16 protein-coding genes are annotated in these 15,307 nt (G+C 63.9%); 6 read left to right on the forward strand and 10 right to left on the reverse strand.

Annotation, left to right across the window (positions count from 1 at the left end; all coding sequences use genetic code 11):
* Positions 1-163: 163 nt before the first annotated feature.
* Entirely contained in the window at positions 164-1,084 is a 921-nt protein-coding gene (locus tag CN311_RS00925; RefSeq protein ID WP_097571565.1) for a LysR substrate-binding domain-containing protein, read from the forward strand.
* 122 nt (positions 1,085-1,206) lie between these two features.
* Here CN311_RS00925 and der read toward each other — a convergent pair whose 3' ends face one another.
* Together der and CN311_RS00935 are read right to left on the reverse strand one after the other, a co-directional pair.
* Positions 1,207-2,637 carry a ribosome biogenesis GTPase Der gene (der, locus tag CN311_RS00930; protein ID WP_097571566.1) on the reverse strand — a complete coding sequence of 477 codons (1,431 nt, stop codon included), beginning with the start codon at positions 2,635-2,637 and terminating at the stop codon, positions 1,207-1,209.
* A gap of 68 nt (positions 2,638-2,705) precedes the next feature.
* Positions 2,706-3,371 (reverse strand): tetratricopeptide repeat protein, encoded by a 666-nt coding sequence (locus tag CN311_RS00935; RefSeq protein ID WP_097571567.1) that lies wholly within the window; start codon positions 3,369-3,371, stop codon positions 2,706-2,708.
* A 202-nt stretch (positions 3,372-3,573) separates the two neighbouring features.
* Between CN311_RS00935 and CN311_RS00940 the strand changes: the two genes are divergently transcribed.
* Complete coding sequence (locus CN311_RS00940) at positions 3,574-4,581, forward strand: polysaccharide deacetylase family protein (RefSeq protein WP_097571593.1); 1,008 nt, start codon at positions 3,574-3,576, stop codon at positions 4,579-4,581.
* Positions 4,582-4,605: 24 nt separating this feature from the next.
* Here the strand turns inward: CN311_RS00940 and sbmA are convergent, their stop codons facing one another.
* Positions 4,606-5,865 carry a peptide antibiotic transporter SbmA gene (gene sbmA, locus CN311_RS00945; RefSeq protein WP_097571568.1) on the reverse strand — a complete coding sequence of 420 codons (1,260 nt, stop codon included), beginning with the start codon at positions 5,863-5,865 and terminating at the stop codon, positions 4,606-4,608.
* Between the two features lie 121 nt (positions 5,866-5,986).
* Positions 5,987-7,147 carry a YbfB/YjiJ family MFS transporter gene (locus CN311_RS00950; RefSeq protein ID WP_097571569.1) on the reverse strand — a complete coding sequence of 387 codons (1,161 nt, stop codon included), beginning with the start codon at positions 7,145-7,147 and terminating at the stop codon, positions 5,987-5,989.
* Positions 7,148-7,391: 244 nt separating this feature from the next.
* Between CN311_RS00950 and CN311_RS00955 the strand changes: the two genes are divergently transcribed.
* Both CN311_RS00955 and CN311_RS00960 read left to right on the forward strand, forming a co-directional pair.
* The gene (locus tag CN311_RS00955) at positions 7,392-8,648 is read left to right on the forward strand and encodes an aminopeptidase (protein WP_097571570.1); all 1,257 of its coding nucleotides are present in this window, start codon (positions 7,392-7,394) and stop codon (positions 8,646-8,648) included.
* Positions 8,649-8,694: 46 nt separating this feature from the next.
* A complete protein-coding gene (locus CN311_RS00960) occupies positions 8,695-9,048 on the forward strand; it encodes a DUF488 domain-containing protein (protein ID WP_097571571.1) in 354 nt (117 codons plus the stop codon).
* A gap of 215 nt (positions 9,049-9,263) precedes the next feature.
* On the opposite strand, the gene CN311_RS00970 is transcribed toward CN311_RS00960, so the two are convergent.
* Positions 9,264-9,617 (reverse strand): ArsC family reductase, encoded by a 354-nt coding sequence (locus CN311_RS00970; RefSeq protein ID WP_097571572.1) that lies wholly within the window; start codon positions 9,615-9,617, stop codon positions 9,264-9,266.
* Between the two features lie 175 nt (positions 9,618-9,792).
* On the opposite strand from CN311_RS00970, the gene CN311_RS00975 reads away from it, so the two are divergent.
* Both CN311_RS00975 and CN311_RS00980 read left to right on the forward strand, forming a co-directional pair.
* Entirely contained in the window at positions 9,793-10,152 is a 360-nt protein-coding gene (locus CN311_RS00975; protein WP_097571594.1) for an ArsR/SmtB family transcription factor, read from the forward strand.
* Positions 10,153-10,154: 2 nt separating this feature from the next.
* On the forward strand, positions 10,155-10,634 hold the full coding sequence (locus CN311_RS00980) for an SRPBCC family protein (RefSeq protein WP_097571573.1): 480 nt from the start codon (positions 10,155-10,157) through the stop codon (positions 10,632-10,634).
* A 10-nt stretch (positions 10,635-10,644) separates the two neighbouring features.
* Here CN311_RS00980 and CN311_RS00985 read toward each other — a convergent pair whose 3' ends face one another.
* Genes CN311_RS00985 through CN311_RS01005 form a run of 5 tightly spaced genes read right to left on the reverse strand, consistent with a single transcriptional unit; the run spans position 10,645 to position 15,307 of the window.
* Complete coding sequence (locus CN311_RS00985) at positions 10,645-11,280, reverse strand: 2'-5' RNA ligase family protein (protein WP_097571574.1); 636 nt, start codon at positions 11,278-11,280, stop codon at positions 10,645-10,647.
* Positions 11,281-11,339: 59 nt separating this feature from the next.
* A complete protein-coding gene (locus CN311_RS00990; RefSeq protein WP_097571575.1) occupies positions 11,340-12,326 on the reverse strand; it encodes a 2-dehydropantoate 2-reductase in 987 nt (328 codons plus the stop codon).
* A gap of 2 nt (positions 12,327-12,328) precedes the next feature.
* The gene (locus tag CN311_RS00995; RefSeq protein ID WP_097571576.1) at positions 12,329-13,864 is read right to left on the reverse strand and encodes an acyl--CoA ligase; all 1,536 of its coding nucleotides are present in this window, start codon (positions 13,862-13,864) and stop codon (positions 12,329-12,331) included.
* Positions 13,857-14,549, reverse strand: a complete 693-nt coding sequence (locus CN311_RS01000; protein ID WP_097571577.1) for a fumarylacetoacetate hydrolase family protein — start codon at positions 14,547-14,549, stop codon at positions 13,857-13,859. The genes CN311_RS00995 and CN311_RS01000 overlap by 8 nt, the downstream gene beginning before the upstream one ends.
* Positions 14,550-14,551: 2 nt before the next feature.
* Complete coding sequence (locus CN311_RS01005) at positions 14,552-15,307, reverse strand: ABC transporter permease (RefSeq protein ID WP_097571578.1); 756 nt, start codon at positions 15,305-15,307, stop codon at positions 14,552-14,554.

The following is a 15,307-nucleotide window of genomic DNA, read 5'->3' on the forward strand; positions in this document are numbered from 1 at the left end:
GATCCGCAATGACAATCGACATGAGTTTGACTCCCCTGGGCTCGTTTCCCTGGATGGACCGGCAGGCGCGCCGGACCCTTGACGGGCAGTCTCTACCGCCATAGCTTCGTATTGAATATCGGGAAGTTGTTGACATAAGATCCCGAAAAATAGGATTATTGATATGCGGCGGTTGACATTCGACCTCGACGTTCTCAGGAGCTTCGTCACCGGCATGGAGCTGGGCAGTTTTGCCAAGGCCGCGGACCGGCTCGGCCGCTCGACCTCGGCGGTCAGCGCGCAATTGAAGAAACTGGAGGAGCAGGCGGCGACGCCGATCTTCCGCAAGGCGGGACGCGGGCTGGCATTGACCGAAGCCGGCGAAACCATGCTCGGCTACGCGCGGCGGCTGCTCGAACTCAATGACGAGGCCGCGTCCGCCATCCACGATGTCGAGCTGGAAGGCTGGGTGCGGCTCGGGTTGCAGGAGGATTTCGGCGAGGCGGTGCTGCCGGAGGTGCTGGGACGCTTCACGCGCGCCCATCCCAAGGTCAAGATCGAGGCCAGGATCGCGCGCAGCCACGAACTGGCCGAGCGCATCATTTCGGGCAATCTCGATATCGCGCTCGCCTGGCACAATGGAACGACGCTGCCTTATGTTAGGCATGTCGCCGACGTGCAGATGCGCTGGATCGGTCCGGCAAAGCCGATCGAGGCCGGCCTGCGCGACGGCGATGCGCTGCCGCTGGTGGCGCTGGAAGCGCCTTGCTTGCTGCGCACGGTGGCGACGGAGACGCTCGACCGCGCCGGCCTGTCCTGGCGGATGGCCTTTTCCAGCCCGAGCCTTGGCGGCATCTGGGCGGCCGTCGCCGCCGGGCTTGGCCTGACGATCCGTACCGATATCGGGCTGCCGGCCAATGTCAGGGCGATGGCGCCGGAGGTGCTTGGTTTGCCAGCGCTGCCGAAAATGGCGCTGGTCCTGCACCAGAAAGAGGCCGAACTGGATCCCGTCGCGGCGCGCCTTGCCGATATCCTGTTGCACGCGGCGCAGCAGGCGCTGCCGGGAAGCGCGCGGGGGAACGAGGGGCTGAAAGCGGTGGCTTAGGTTTTTGGCGATGCCCTCACCGCTTCGTCATCAACTCTGAGGAATCGAAGCATCTCTAGCCTCGCATTCAAGGTGATGACGAAGTTAGAGGCGTTTCCGCAAATCGCCGAGAGGTAGCTGCCTCAGCTGCGCTTCTTGGCCCTGCCGGCGAACGGATTGTCCGAGGTGCGCAGAGCGATGCGGATAGGCACGCCGGGCATGTCGAAGGCCTCGCGCAGGCTGTTCGAGAGATAGCGGACATAGGATTGCGGCATCGCGTCGGGACGCGAGCATTGGACGACGAAGCCCGGCGGCCGTGTCTTGGCCTGGGTGACGTATTTGACCTTCAGCCGGCGACCGGCGACGGCGGGCGGCGGATGATGCGCCAATATGCCTTCCAGCCAGCGGTTGAGCTTGCCGGTCGAGACGCGGCTGTTCCAGACCTTGTGCGTCCTGATGACGGCATCCATCAATTTGTCGAGGCCACGCCCGGTTTCGGCCGACACCGGCACCGCCTGGATGCCGCGCGCCTGAGGCAGCAGCCGCTCGGTCTTCTCGCGCAGTTCTGCCAGGAGTTCCTGGGGGTGGTCGATCAGGTCCCATTTGTTGAAGGCGATCACCGGCGCACGGCCCTCGCGGATGATCAGGTCGGCGATCTGCAGATCCTGCTTCTCGAAGGGGATGGTGGCGTCGAGCACGATGATGACGATCTCGGCAAAGCGGATGGCGCGCAGGCCGTCCTGCACCGACATCACTTCCAGCTTTTCGTGGATCCTGGCCTTGCGGCGCATGCCGGCGGTGTCGAACAGCTTCACCCGGCGGCCGCGCCAGTCCCAGTCGACCGAGATGGAATCGCGGGTGATGCCGGCCTCCGGACCGGTCAACAGCCGCTCCTCGCCGATCAGCGCGTTGATCAGGGTCGACTTGCCGGCGTTCGGACGGCCGACGACGGCAATGCGCATCGGCTTGGTGTCGTCATAGGCCGGTTCGGCGTCGGGATCGGCGATGTCCTCGCCGATCAGCACCTCGCTGGCGGCGATCTCCTCATCTTCGTCCTCTTCCTCGCCGAAGGCGCGTTCCTCGCCGAGCGCCGCCACCACCGCGTCGCGCAGGTCGGGCAGGCCCTGGCCATGCTCGGCCGAGACCGGGATCGGTTCGCCAAGCCCAAGCTCCCATGCCTCCAGCATGCCGCCCTGGGCGCCCTTTGCCTCGGCCTTGTTGGCGACCAGCACGACGGGCTTGCCGGATTTGCGGACGATCTCGGCAAAGGTCCTGTCGTCGGGCAGCAGGCCAGACTTGGCGTCGATGGTGAAAAAGATCAGATCGGCCTCGCGGATGGCGATCTCGGTCTGGGCGCGCATGCGGCCGGGCAGCGTCGCCGCACCCGCGTCCTCGAAGCCGGCGGTGTCGATAACATCGAAAGCGAGATCGTAAAGCTTGGCGGCGTGGACGCGTCGGTCGCGGGTGACGCCGGGCGTGTCGTCGACGAGCGCCAGCTTCCTTCCCACCAGCCGATTGAAAAGAGTCGATTTGCCGACGTTAGGACGGCCGATGATGGCGACTTTGAAGCTCATGCAACTCTACTGCCTATTGTGCATGTCGTTGATCCCAAAACCGCTTCGCACTTTTGGGCGACATTGCACTACGACGCGCTGCCCGACCCGCGGATCAGCTCGGACATCAAGGTCGCCCGCTCGCGCGTGTTGCGCGGGGCGCCGTCATCCGCGGCGATCTGGTCGAACAATTTCAGAGCATCCTGTGACTTGCCTTCCTTCCAGGCGGCCAGGCCAAGCGCCTCCCGCGCGGCGTGGCGCAGCGGATTGGTGTCGGCGGTGAGCGCCTCGACGCGGCTCGACACGTCGGCGAAGGTGCCATGATCGACGAGCAGCAACGCAGCCCGCAAGCGGGCCATGTCGCGAATCCCGGCGGGAATGGCGGTGTCGGCGGCGACCTCGTCGAAATCCTTGACGGCGGCGTCGACGTCGCCCTTGTCGGCCTTGACGGTCGCCGCGCGCATGCGGGCAAGCAGCGGATAGGCGCCGTAGCCGTCCTTTTCCAGGGAATCGAGCGCGGTCAACGCCTCGTCGCTCTTGCCGTCATTGGCAAGCTTCAGCGCCTGCGAGAAGGCGTCGCCCGAGCGGTTGGCGCGGGTCTCGTCCCAATAGCGATAACCGACGACGGCGGCGGTGCCGACCACCACCAGCACCGCCAGTACAATCAAGGCAGGACCAAAACGGTCCCATAACGCATGCGCCTGTTCGCGACGAATCTCTTCGTTGACTTCGCGGATAAAACTGTCGTCGGACATCAATCAAAACCAATGCTGCCCCGTCCGGGGCGCTTCATGAGCCCGCGTTTTAGCGAAATTTCGCCGGCATGGAAGGGGTTGCCCAGGAAAATCGGCTGAGCGCCAGGCGGGCGACCCAACGTGCGACGGCAAAGCCGACCGTACCTGTGCCACATTTCGCCGATAGCCGACCTTAACCGTTCCTGTACCAGACCGGATGCCGATGCCTCGTTTGTCCCGCGTTGTCGCGTTTTCTCTGGCCTCGCTTGCCGCAGCCGGCACGGCTTTCGCCGATCCGCCCGCGGCACCTGCGCCGGCAAAGCAAAAGCAGGTCGTCATCATCTCGTTCGACAGCGCCCGCGACATTTCGCAGTGGAAGCGCAGCCGGGCGCTGGCTGAGCGCACCGGCGCGCATTTCACCTATTTTCTCTCCTGCGTCTTCCTGCTGTCGCCGCAGACACGCACGGAATATACGGCGCCCGGCAAGGGCGCCGGCAAATCCAATATCGGCTTTGCCGCCTCGAAACAGGACGTAGCCGACCGGCTTGAACAGATCCGGCTGGCTGCCGCGGAAGGCCACGATATCGGCAGCCATGGCTGCGGCCATTTCGACGGCAAGGACTGGAGCAAGGCCGATTGGCTGGCCGAGTTCGGTTCGTTCGAGCACATTCTGGAAAACGCCTATTCGATCAACGGCATTGCGCCCGAACCCAAGGACTGGCGCGATTTTACGCGGCATTCGATTATCGGCTTTCGCGCGCCCTATCTGTCGACGAACAAGGCGCTTTACGAGGCGCTGCCCAAGGCCGGCTTCCAGTTCGACGCGAGCGGCGTCTCAAAAGGCCCGGTGCGAGCGCCGACCAGTAACGGCATCACGCATTTTTCGTTGCCGCAGATTCCGGAAGGCCCGAAGTCAAGGCCGGTGATCGCCATGGACTACAATCTCTATGTCAGGCATTCCGGCGGCTTCGAGCGGCCGAGCAAGGCGGACGAGTTCGCCGAGCGGACCTATCAGGCCTTCCGCACCGCCTTCGATAAGCAATATCAGGGTAAGCGCCTGCCGCTGGAGCTCGGCTTCCACTTCACGCTGATGAATGACGGCGCCTACTGGAACGCGCTGGAGCGCTTTGCCAGCGAGGTCTGCGTCAAACCCGACGTCGAGTGCATCAGCTTCCGCGACTATATCTCTCGCCAGCGCGCCGGCGAAAAGCAGGTGGCGGTGGGCGGCTGAGCCGCCCACGCTTTTCCCGAGATATCAGGCCGGATCCTCGGCGCTCTGACGCTGGAGATAACGCTGGTCGATTTCGGGCAGCGGTTCCCCTTCCAGCGTCGCCTCGAAGGCGCGCAGGCGTTTATGCACAGACTGCAGTTCCACGATGGTCGACCACGAGGATAGTAGGAACTGTAGCGATCCTGTCACCTTGCCGAAGGCGTTCGATATCTGGTTCAGAGCGCCGAAGGTGATCTTGTGCGCGACAAGCGAAGGCCCGAGGATCAGCAGCGAGAAAATGTTGTCGGCCTGCAGGTAGGTGTAACGGACGACGTTGAAATAGATGTAGTGAAAATAGAGCCTGAAATAGTTGTGGCGGACATTGGCGAACAGCTCGGCGGTGGTCGCAGGCTGGGCCCTGTCGGCATGATCCTCGCCGTAGACGAGTTCCTTGCGATAAGCGGCTTCGACACGCTGGTTGCGGAACTGCAGTCCCGGCAATTTCATGCCGGCTATCATGACCGAAATCGTTCCGAACAGACACCAGGCCAGCGCGGCGACAACCAATGGCTGCGGGATGGCGCCGACAATCGGCAATTCGCTGATATGGGCTTGCAACTGGATCATGACCGGCAGGAATGCAATCAGTGTCATGATCGACTGGACGAAGCTGGACCCCAGATCTTCCATGATCTGCGAGAAGCGCATCGTATCTTCCTGGATACGCTGCGAGGCGCCCTCGATATGGCGCAGCCGGCTCCAGTTCTCGACGAAATAATTGTTCATCGCGGTGCGCCAGCGGAAGATCCAGTGGCTGACGATGAAGGCATTGACCACCTGCACATTCATGCCGACCAGCGCCAGCCATGAAAAATCGGCCAATCCAAGATAGAACTCACCGTCGGTCGACTTTGTCGTTCCCGACATCAGCCCCTGCACGTAGTCGAAGAACGGGCCATACCAGGCATTGACCGCGACACTGACCTGCACGTTGAAATAGATGAAGAACAGGATGACGGCGGTCATCAGGATCGACCAGTTCTGCCAGGGATGCGGCGAGTACCAGGCCCAGAACGCATAGAAGATTGCCACGCAAATCCCGAAATAAATGTAGAACCACAGGAACGGCTTCGACCAGAGCACGGCGATGCCGATGATGGGCGGCGCACCGGCCGCAGCAGGCGGCAATCCGAGAACAGCACCCAACTGCTCGCCACCGAAGAACCAGAACAGAATCCCGGCAAGGCTCCAGACGGCGGCCGAGGTGAAAAACAACTTCGGCTGCGGAAAAAACGATACGAACACTGTGGCGGATTCCTTGGTCGATGCGCAAATCAGCGGCGTTGCTGTTCAGCGGGCATAAGCTCACACATTAGTGGGAAAGAAAATGCCCGTGCCCGATGCCCGGCACCGAGCAAGACCACAATCATGGCGATTTTGGCGCAGCCGACCAGGCAATGACGCCGGAGACGAGCAGGGCGATGGCGGCCATGATCGACGCCGAGAGATAATTGCCCGACGCTTGCGCAAGCAGCCCGGCGGCAATCGGACCCAGGATCTGGCCAAACCCGAAGGCGGCCGTCATCACCGCGAAGATGCGGCGCGGCGCCTGCGGCGCGAGCTGCCGTGCCGCCTGCAACCCGAGCGCCGTGATGGCGATGAAGGTGCCACCGAGCAGGACACCGGCGAGCAGCGGCCCGGTAAAGCCCTTGACGACGACACTCGCCGTGACGCCGACAACCTCGACCAGACAGCTCACAGCGTAAGCGGCATAGAGCCCGGTTCTGCCGGCAAGCTTCTGCCAGAACCAGATGGATGGGAAACCGGCAAGGCCGGCCACCATCCAGACAGTGGCCTCGAAGATGCGACCGCCGCCGCCTTGGCGGACAATGGCGACCAGGAAGGTCGCCGTCACCACATAGCTGAAACCGAACAGGCCATAGGCGACGATCATCTTCGCAAGCGATCTTTCCCTGGGCAGCGCCGGCTCGCGGCCTTCGATGCCATTGGCTGGCGTCACAGAACCCGCGAGCAGCGCGACGAGGAGGAGACCCGCCGCCGAAAGCACCCCGGACCAAAGCCAGCCCGCCGACCAGTCGGCATTTTCGGTGACGAGAATAACGAGTAGTGCTGAGGAAGCCGCGATGCCCAGCCCGACGCCGCCGAAGTGCAGCGCCTGCAAATCGTTGCGGCCAGCGGCGGCAAGATGGCTGAAGACGATCGAGGCCATGAACACCATGACGAAGGCGCTGGCGAGGCCGGCGAGGAAGCGGATGACGAGAAAGGCCGCCATGCTCTCGGTCAACCCCATCAGCGCGGCCAAGACGGCGCTGGCGGCGAGGCCTGAGAACATCAGCAGGCGCTCGCGCCCATGCGCCCAGCCGCCGGCGGCGGCAAGCGCGCCGACGAGGTAGCCGAGATAATTGGCCGACGCGATCCAGCCGGCATCGGCCGGCGTCAGATGCAATCCCTCCATCATGCCGGGCAGGATCGGCGTATAGACGAAGCGGCCGATGCCCTGGGCGACGGCAAGCGCGACCATGCCGGCGAAGGCAAGGCGTAATGGGGATGGCGAAGCGGCTTTCATTGCGGCGCACAATAAGTGCGCCGGCCTGTCAAACAATCCACTTATGTTGGGCCAGTTGGATGCGCCAGCGCAGCGATGCGGCGCAGACCGCGCGGCCTGAGGCTGTCGCACAATCCAAACGCCACGGCGTCCTTTGAGCCTTCGAACGGACGCGCGGCGCTGTGGCCCACCGCAATGACGGTGGAAAGGACAGCGGCACCGGTCTATGTAAGAATGAGACCCCCACATCACGGCAGGCAGGATCATGACCACACATTCGCGCGGCGTTTCCGCAACGATCGACCCGGTAAAACTCGACAGGCTGGCGGAGGTCGCCATCAAGGTCGGGCTGCAATTGCAGCCGGGGCAGGATCTGGTGCTGACCTCGTCGATCGCGGCCCTGCCCTTGACCAGACGGATCGTCGAGCATGCCTACAGGGCCGGCGCCGGGCTGGTGACGCCGATCTTCAACGACGACGAGATCACGCTGGCGCGCTACCGCTACGGGGCCGATGCCGGTTTCGATCGCGCCGCTGGCTGGCTCTATGAGGGGATGGCGAAAGCGTTCTCCAACAACGCCGCTCGGCTTGCGGTGCGCGGCGAGGATCCGTCGCTGTTGTCGGGGCAGGATCCTTCGAAAGTGGCGCGCGCCAACAAGGCGAATTCGATGGCCTATCAGCCGGCGCTGGAGAAGATCACCGGCTTCGACATCAACTGGAACATCGTCGCCTATCCCGACCTCGCCTGGGCCAAACAAGTATTCCCCGGCGACGCCGACGACGTCGCGGTGGTGAAGCTCGCCGATGCCATCTTCGCGGCGTCGCGGGTGGATGTGGAGGACCCGATCGGCAACTGGACGGCGCACAATGCGGCATTGAAGGGCCGGACCGAATGGCTGAACGGCCATAATTTCCATGCGCTGCATTTCACCGGGCCGGGCACTGATCTCACCGTCGGGCTGGCCGACGGCCATGAATGGATGGGCGGCGCCTCGACCGCCAAGAACGGCGTCACCTGCAACCCGAACATTCCGACCGAGGAGGTCTTCACCACGCCGCATGCAAGGGGCGTCTCGGGCCATGTCTCCTCGACTAAGCCGCTGTCCTACCAGGGCACGCTGATCGACGAGATCTCGGTGCGCTTCGAGGACGGCAGGATCGTCGAGGCCAAAGCCTCGAAGGGCGAGGACGTGCTGAAGAAGGTGCTCGACACCGATGACGGCGCGCGCCGGCTCGGCGAAGTTGCGCTGGTGCCGCATTCGTCGCCCATCTCGGCGAGCGGTCTCTTGTTCTTCAACACGCTGTTCGACGAGAACGCCGCCTGCCATATCGCGCTCGGCCAGTGCTATTCGAAGTGCTTCGTCGACGGCGCCTCGCTCACCCAGGAGGAGATCGCGGCGCGCGGCGGCAACAAGAGTTTCATCCATATCGACTGGATGATCGGCTCGGGCCAGATCGACATAGACGGGCTCGGCAAGGACGGCGGCCGCGTGCCGGTCATGCGCAAGGGCGAATGGGCCTGAAGAGCCGGCAGGAAACCGGTGCTGCTCGGCCCATGCGAGGTTGGCGATGGGACACGACATCGCGGTTAAGCGCATCTATGAGCCGCCCTCGTCTTCTGACGGTCAGCGGGTTCTGGTTGATCGCATATGGCCGCGCGGGCTCAGCAAGGAGCACGCCGCGCTGACGCTGTGGCTGAAAGACATCGCGCCCAGCGACGAACTGCGCAAATGGTTCGGGCATGAGCCGGCGCGCTGGGCGGAGTTTCGGAGGCGGTATTGCGTGGAACTCGATGGGAACGGCGAGGCCGTGGCGCAATTGCATGACCTGCTTCGCGAGGGCAAGGTGACGCTGCTCTACGGCGCCCATGACGAGGCGCACAACAATGCGGTGGCGCTGGCGGGGTATTTGCGCGGAGGTTGAGCCGACCAGAATTTTGGAGGCCGGCGGGACAGCGCCCCCCTCTGGCCTGCCGGCCATCTCCCCCACTTGGGGGGAGATTAGCATCTTCGGCGCCTCGCTCATTTATGCAACGCTGGCGATTGGCGAAAGCCGAGATGACAGCCGATCTCCCCCCTCGTGGGGGAGATGTCCGGCAGGACAGAGGGGGGCGCGAAGGATCGCGGCGAGGACCCCGCCTACTTCCCCCCAACCGCCTGCTCATAAGCATCCGGCTTGAAGCCAACCAGGATGCGGTCGCCGACCTCCAGCACCGGCCGCTTGATCATCGTTGGCTTGGCCAACATCAGGGCCTTGGCTTTCTTCTCGTCGAGGGCCTGCTTGTCCTTGTCGGACAGCTCGCGGAACGTCGTGCTCGCCTTGTTGAGCAGGATTTCCCAGCCGATCTTGCCGACCCAGCCATCCAGCCGCTTCGCATCCAGCCCTTCGGCCCTGTAGTCATGAAAGCGATAGGCACTGCCATGGCCCTCCAGCCAGAGGCGCGCTTTCTTGATCGTGTCACAATTGGTGATGCCGTACATCGTGATCGTCAAAACTGTGGTCCCCCTCGGACTGATGGCTGGTCGAATCCGCTTCAGCCTAAAACCGCCCTTCCCGCTTTGCCAGCGCCCTGGCCCAAATCTCCAGAATTTCGGGCTTGCCAACACTAAGGAATTTACCTAAGTATTTTTCCGAACCACCTTGCCGACGCAGTGGCGCGAGGAAGACATGACCGTGGCAACAATCCCGCAGACCGCAAGCCCCCCACCGATCGACGGCATCTTCCGGGCGCTATCCGATCCGACGCGCCGGCGCGTTGTCGAGCGGCTGAACCGAAGCCCGGCCTCGGTCAGCGAGTTGGCGGAGCCGTTCGGCATGGCCCTGCCCTCCTTCGTCGAGCATCTGAAGGTGCTGGAAGGCTGCGGGCTGGTGCGCTCGCAAAAGACCGGGCGCATCCGGACCTACCAGCTTGCACCCGAACCGCTGAAGCTCGCGGAAAACTGGCTGGCCGAACAGCGCACGCTGTGGGAGAGCCGCCTCGATCAATTCGACGCCTACGTGATGAAACTCAAGGAAAGCGACAAATGAATATGACCCCGCTGTTCAAACCCGATCCGAGACTCGACCTCGTCCTCGAACGTGTTGTCGATGCGCCGCGCGAACTGCTGTGGACCGCCTACACCAAGCCCGAGCACGTCCGCCAATGGTTCACGCCGAAGCCGTGGATCGTCACCGATTGCGAGATCGACCTCAGGCCCGGCGGCCTGTTTCGGACCCGCATGCAGTCGCCTGATGGCAAGCAAGTCAACGACCGGCGTTGCTGCTATCTCGACATCGTGCCGAATGAGCGGCTGGTGTGGACCGACGCCCTGCTGCCCGGCTATCGGCCATCCGGGGATCCATTCATCACCGCGGTCATATCCTTCCAGCCGGAAGGCAAGGCAACACGCTACACCGCGACCGCCATCCACCGCGATGAAGCGACGCGCAACAACCACGAGGAGATGGGTTTTTATGACGGCTGGGGCACGGTGCTCGACCAGCTTGCGCAATACGTCAAGACGATCTGACTGCGCCTTTTCACATGGCGGCTACCGCATCGTTCTGGCTGGCCAGCCGCCAGCGCCCGCAGAGTTGATACCGGCCCTGCCCCAGGAAACTGTGGACGAGCACGAAGTCGCGGACCGTCCAGCCGATAGGTTCGATGGTCCGTTCGCCAAGCCTCGCGACACGCGTCCTGTCGCGCAGCAAGGTGACGTGGGGTTCGAAGGAGTTCGCAACGAAGGGTTTTAGCGGGCTGTCGGCGAGCATGGCGCCGAGGCTGCGCCAAAAGCTCTGCAAGGGTGGGATGCCGTCGCTGCCGCGCAGCACCAATGCCCCGCCGCCGAAGGCCGACAGACGATCGAAGGAAACATCGAACGATGCCGCCTGAACGAGGTCACCGGCGCGGCAGGCGGCTTCCACCAGCGACATCGGCAATCCGTCATGATCGCCGAGCCCAACCAGCGAAATGTGCAACCGATCGGCCGCAACGAGCTTGCCGCGCAGGCCCAACTCGCGCTGCCAGCCCGCCGCCCTCAGCGCCAGTGGCGTGGCGATCGTGCTTTCCAAAAGAATGGCGAAAAACAGCCGATCGTTGCGCCGCTGGTCCGGCTCGTCCCAACGGAAGAAAGTCTGGCCGTTCTTGCCGATCCCGAATGAAGGCAGCTCGTTCATGGCTGATCCCGTCCGGCATTTTCATCCAGCGGAATAGACTAGAACAAAACGAGAATTTACTACAAGAGAGAATAGCACCCGCGCTCGATGGCGAGGCGGCGCACCAGCGCCAGCACATTGTCGATTGTGGGCGTCGGCTGGCCGGTCAAACGGCCGAGTTCCTGCACCGCCGTCACCAGCGCGTCGATCTCCATCGGGCGGCCACGTTCCAGGTCCTGCAACATCGAGGTCTTGTGCTCGCCGACATCGCCGGCGCCCTTGATGCGCCGGTCGACCGATATCGGGAAACGCACGCCAAGGCTTTCGCCGATCGCCTGCGCCTCCAGCATCATGGCGCGGGCCAGCGCGCGGGTCGCCTCATCTCCGGCGATTGCGGCAAGCGTGCTGCCGGTCAGCGCGGAGATCGGGTTGAAGGAGAGATTGCCCCAGAGTTTTACCCAGATTTCGCCGCGGATATCGTCACGAACAGGCGCCTGCAAACCCGCCGCGACCATCTCCCCGGCAAGCCGCGTGACGCGTTCGCTCTTCTCGCCTGAAGGCTCGCCAAGCGAGAAGCGCGTACCTTCGACATGGCGGATCAGACCGGGCGCATCCACTTCGGCGGCGGGATAGACGACGGAGCCGATGACGCGTCCAGGGCCGATACGATCCCAGATCGTGCCGCCCGGATCAACCGCCTGCAGCCGCGTGCCCTCCAGCGGCCCGCCAACGTCATGGAAATACCACCAGGGCACGCCGTTCTGCATGGTGACGACGGCCGTGCCCGGTCCAAGCAGCGGCGCGATCTGGTCGAGCGCCGGGGCAACGGAATGGGCCTTGAGCGCCAGCACGACATAGTCCTGCACGCCGAGCTCCTCGGCCCGCGCCGCCGCCCTGACAGGAGCGACGGATTCGCGACCGTCCTCGATCAGGCGAAGTCCGTCCGCCCGGATCGCGTCGAGATGCGCGCCACGCGCCACGATCGACAGATCGACCTTGCCGGCCATGGCAAGCTTGGCCGCGAGATAGCCGCCGATCGCGCCTGCGCCAAAGACGGTGATCCGCATCGTCAACCCGGACCAGGTTTGGCAAGACCAAGCTTGGCGGCGAGACCGATGCGCTGCAGCTTGCCGGTAGCTCCCTTGGGGATTTCCTCCAGGATCAGGACCTTGCGCGGCACCTTGAAATCGGCGAGCCGCGTCGCGGCAAATCCGCGAACATCGGCCTCGGTGGTGGCCATGCCCTCGCGCAACACGATCGCGGCCGCGACCTCCTCGCCAAGCTTGTCATGCGGCATGGCGAAGGTGACGACCTGCGCCACCGCCGGATGATCCATCAGCACCTCGTCGACCTCGAGCGGCGAGATCTTCTCGCCACCACGGTTGATGATCTCCTTCAGTCGCCCGGTAACGCGCAGATACCCATCCTCGTCGAGCACGCCCTGGTCGCCGGTGTGGAACCAGCCATGGGCGAAGGCGCTGGCATTGGCGTCCGGGTTCTTCTCGTAGCCGGCGGTGACATTGGGACCGCGAATGACGATCTCGCCGGTCTCCCCGGCTTTCAGCAGCCGCCCGTCCGGCGCCATCACGGCCAATTCAGGCCCGGCGGCGGCGCCGACGCTGCCCGGTTTGCGCAAGCCCGGCGGCAGCCGGTTCGAGGCCATCTGGTGCGCGGCTTCCGTCATGCCGTAGGATTCGATCACCGGGCAGCCGAAGGTCGCTTCGAGCTCGGCCATCACCTGCGCCGGCAGCGAGGCCGAGGACGAGCGGATGAAGCGCAGGGGCGCGGCCGCCAGTTGATCGGCATTGCGCGCGGCGCGCGGCAGGATCGCCTGGTGCATGGTCGGCACCGCCGTGTACCAGCTCGGCCGCGCTTCGCCCAGCCAATGGAAGAAGCGCAGCGCATTGAAGCCCGGCGTGCAGAAGACGCTGCCGCCGGCGGCAAGCGAGGACAGCACCGCCGCGATCAGCCCATGGATGTGGAACAGCGGCATGATGTTGAGGCAGCGATCACATGATGTCAGCCCGAGCGTCGCACCGATATGGGCGGCCGAGGCAGCGAGATTGGCATGGCTGAGCGGCACCAGCTTGGGGCGCGACGTGGTGCCGGAGGTGTGCAGCAAGAGCGCGATGTCGCCATTCTCGGCCAAGCCGGACGAAACAGACGGACCGACCGGTTTGCCCGCGATCTCGAAGCTGCCGGCTGGCGCATCACCCCGCGCGACCAGTCTCAGCACTGCTATGCCCAGGCGCTCGGCAACCGCGACCGCCGGGCCACTCTCGTCCTCGGCGACCAGGATCGCCTTGGCGCCGATATCGCTGAGATAAAAATCGAGTTCGTCGGCCCGGTAGGCCGGATTGAGCGGTGCCGTGGAAGTGGCGGCAGCCACGGCGACAAAGGCCGTGGCCATTTCCGGGCCGTTCGGCAGCACGATGGCCACCCGGTCGCCACGGCCGAGGTCGAGCGCGTTGAGCCGCGCCGCCGTTTCGGCGATCAGGCGGCGCAGCCCGCCATGGGTGAGCGTGATCCTGTCCGGAGCTGCAATCGCCGGCGCATTGTCGGCTCCGGCAGCCAGGCGTTCAACAATCGATGCTGCTTCAGACAACGCGAACCTCTAGGTCGCCGACGCCCTCGACATGGCCGCGCAGAACGTCGCCGCGAACGACCGCCCCGACGCCGGCCGGCGTACCGGACAAAATGATGTCCCCCGGCATCAGCGTGAACAGGCCCGAGAGATAGCTGATCATTTCGGGTACTTTCCAGATCATCTGGTTGAGGTCGCCAGTCTGCTTTCTCTGGCCATTGACGTCCAGCCAGATCGCTCCGCTATCGGGATGACCGATCGAGCCTGCCGGAACCAGCGGGGTGCATGGACCGGACGCCTCGAAAGCCTTGCCGACTTCCCATGGGCGGCCCATGTCCTTCGCCTTGCCCTGCAGGTCGCGCCGGGTCATATCGAGAGCCACTCCATAGCCGAACACGCAGTCCAGCGCCTTGTCGACCGGGATGTCGGTACCGCCGCTTTTCAGCGCCACGACCATTTCGATTTCGTGATGAACATCATTGGAAGCCGGAGGGTAGGGAAATTCTCCCGACGTATCAAGGTTGTCGGGGTTCTTCTGGAAGAAGAACGGCGGCTCCTTGTTGGGGTCGTGCCCCATCTCGACGGCGTGCGCGGCATAATTGCGCCCGACGCAATAGACCCGGTGCACCGGGAACAACTTGTCGGTTCCCGCCACCGGGATGCTCGGGATTGCCTGCGGTTCGATGACATAGGTCGTGCCGTGCATGTTCACTGTCTTGCTCCTGCGTAATATTCGACTTTGGCTTCGGCCCGTTCGATCAGTTCGGCGATCACCAGGGCGAAGGCAAAAAGGATGATGGTCAAGGCCCAGAATTCGGCCATGCGGAAATTGCGCGAGAAAGTCTCGAACAGCGCACCGTAGCCGACGATGGCGACGAGCAACTGGCCGATGACGACGCCCTTGACGCCGCGGATGAGACCGAGGCGGATGCCGGCAAGGATTTCCGGAAGCGCCGCCCAAAGGATGACCTTGGTGTAGAGCGCCGGACGCGAGGCGCCATAGGAGCGCGCCATTTCGATCAGCGACGGTGAGATATGGCGAACGCCGGCGCGCGTGTCGAGAACGATGATCCAGATCGCAAACAGGAACACCGCAGCGACGATCGTCTTCTCGCCGAAGCCGAACAGGATCATCAGCACCGGAACGATCGCCGAGAGCGGTGCGCTGGAAAAGATATTGACCCACATGCCGAGCAGGTCGTCGGCGATCTTGACGCGTCCCATCAGGATGCCCAGCGGCACGCCGATGACGATCGACAGCGCCATGCCCGTGGCGAAGGCGCGAAGGGTTGTGACCGTGGCCTTCTGCCAGGACGGGGTCTGCACGAGATCGACCGCTGCCGCCAGCACCTCGCTGAAGGGCGGCAGCAGGAAGACAAGGTTCAGCCGGCCAACAATCTCCCACACGACGCACCAGACAAGCAGCGACGCCATCATCGGTATGCGATAGCCAAACAGGGTCAT

The sequence above is a fragment of the Mesorhizobium sanjuanii genome (genome assembly GCF_002529485.1).
GTDB lineage: Bacteria > Pseudomonadota > Alphaproteobacteria > Rhizobiales > Rhizobiaceae > Mesorhizobium > Mesorhizobium sanjuanii.

What these genes read in the sequence shown, in the direction of transcription:
- CN311_RS00940 (WP_097571593.1), top strand. Translation starts at nt 3,574, where the DNA reads ATGCCTCGTTTGTCCCGCGTTGTCGCGTTTTCTCTGGCCTCGCTTGCC.
- der (WP_097571566.1), bottom strand. Translation starts at nt 2,637, where the DNA reads ATGAGCTTCAAAGTCGCCATCATCGGCCGTCCTAACGTCGGCAAATCG.
- CN311_RS00980 (WP_097571573.1), top strand. Translation starts at nt 10,155, where the DNA reads ATGACCCCGCTGTTCAAACCCGATCCGAGACTCGACCTCGTCCTCGAA.
- CN311_RS00935 (WP_097571567.1), bottom strand. Translation starts at nt 3,371, where the DNA reads ATGTCCGACGACAGTTTTATCCGCGAAGTCAACGAAGAGATTCGTCGC.
- CN311_RS00925 (WP_097571565.1), top strand. Translation starts at nt 164, where the DNA reads ATGCGGCGGTTGACATTCGACCTCGACGTTCTCAGGAGCTTCGTCACC.
- CN311_RS00975 (WP_097571594.1), top strand. Translation starts at nt 9,793, where the DNA reads ATGACCGTGGCAACAATCCCGCAGACCGCAAGCCCCCCACCGATCGAC.
- CN311_RS00955 (WP_097571570.1), top strand. Translation starts at nt 7,392, where the DNA reads ATGACCACACATTCGCGCGGCGTTTCCGCAACGATCGACCCGGTAAAA.
- CN311_RS01000 (WP_097571577.1), bottom strand. Translation starts at nt 14,549, where the DNA reads ATGCACGGCACGACCTATGTCATCGAACCGCAGGCAATCCCGAGCATC.
- CN311_RS01005 (WP_097571578.1), bottom strand. Translation starts at nt 15,307, where the DNA reads ATGACCCTGTTTGGCTATCGCATACCGATGATGGCGTCGCTGCTTGTC.
- CN311_RS00985 (WP_097571574.1), bottom strand. Translation starts at nt 11,280, where the DNA reads ATGAACGAGCTGCCTTCATTCGGGATCGGCAAGAACGGCCAGACTTTC.
- CN311_RS00990 (WP_097571575.1), bottom strand. Translation starts at nt 12,326, where the DNA reads ATGCGGATCACCGTCTTTGGCGCAGGCGCGATCGGCGGCTATCTCGCG.
- CN311_RS00960 (WP_097571571.1), top strand. Translation starts at nt 8,695, where the DNA reads ATGGGACACGACATCGCGGTTAAGCGCATCTATGAGCCGCCCTCGTCT.
- CN311_RS00950 (WP_097571569.1), bottom strand. Translation starts at nt 7,147, where the DNA reads ATGAAAGCCGCTTCGCCATCCCCATTACGCCTTGCCTTCGCCGGCATG.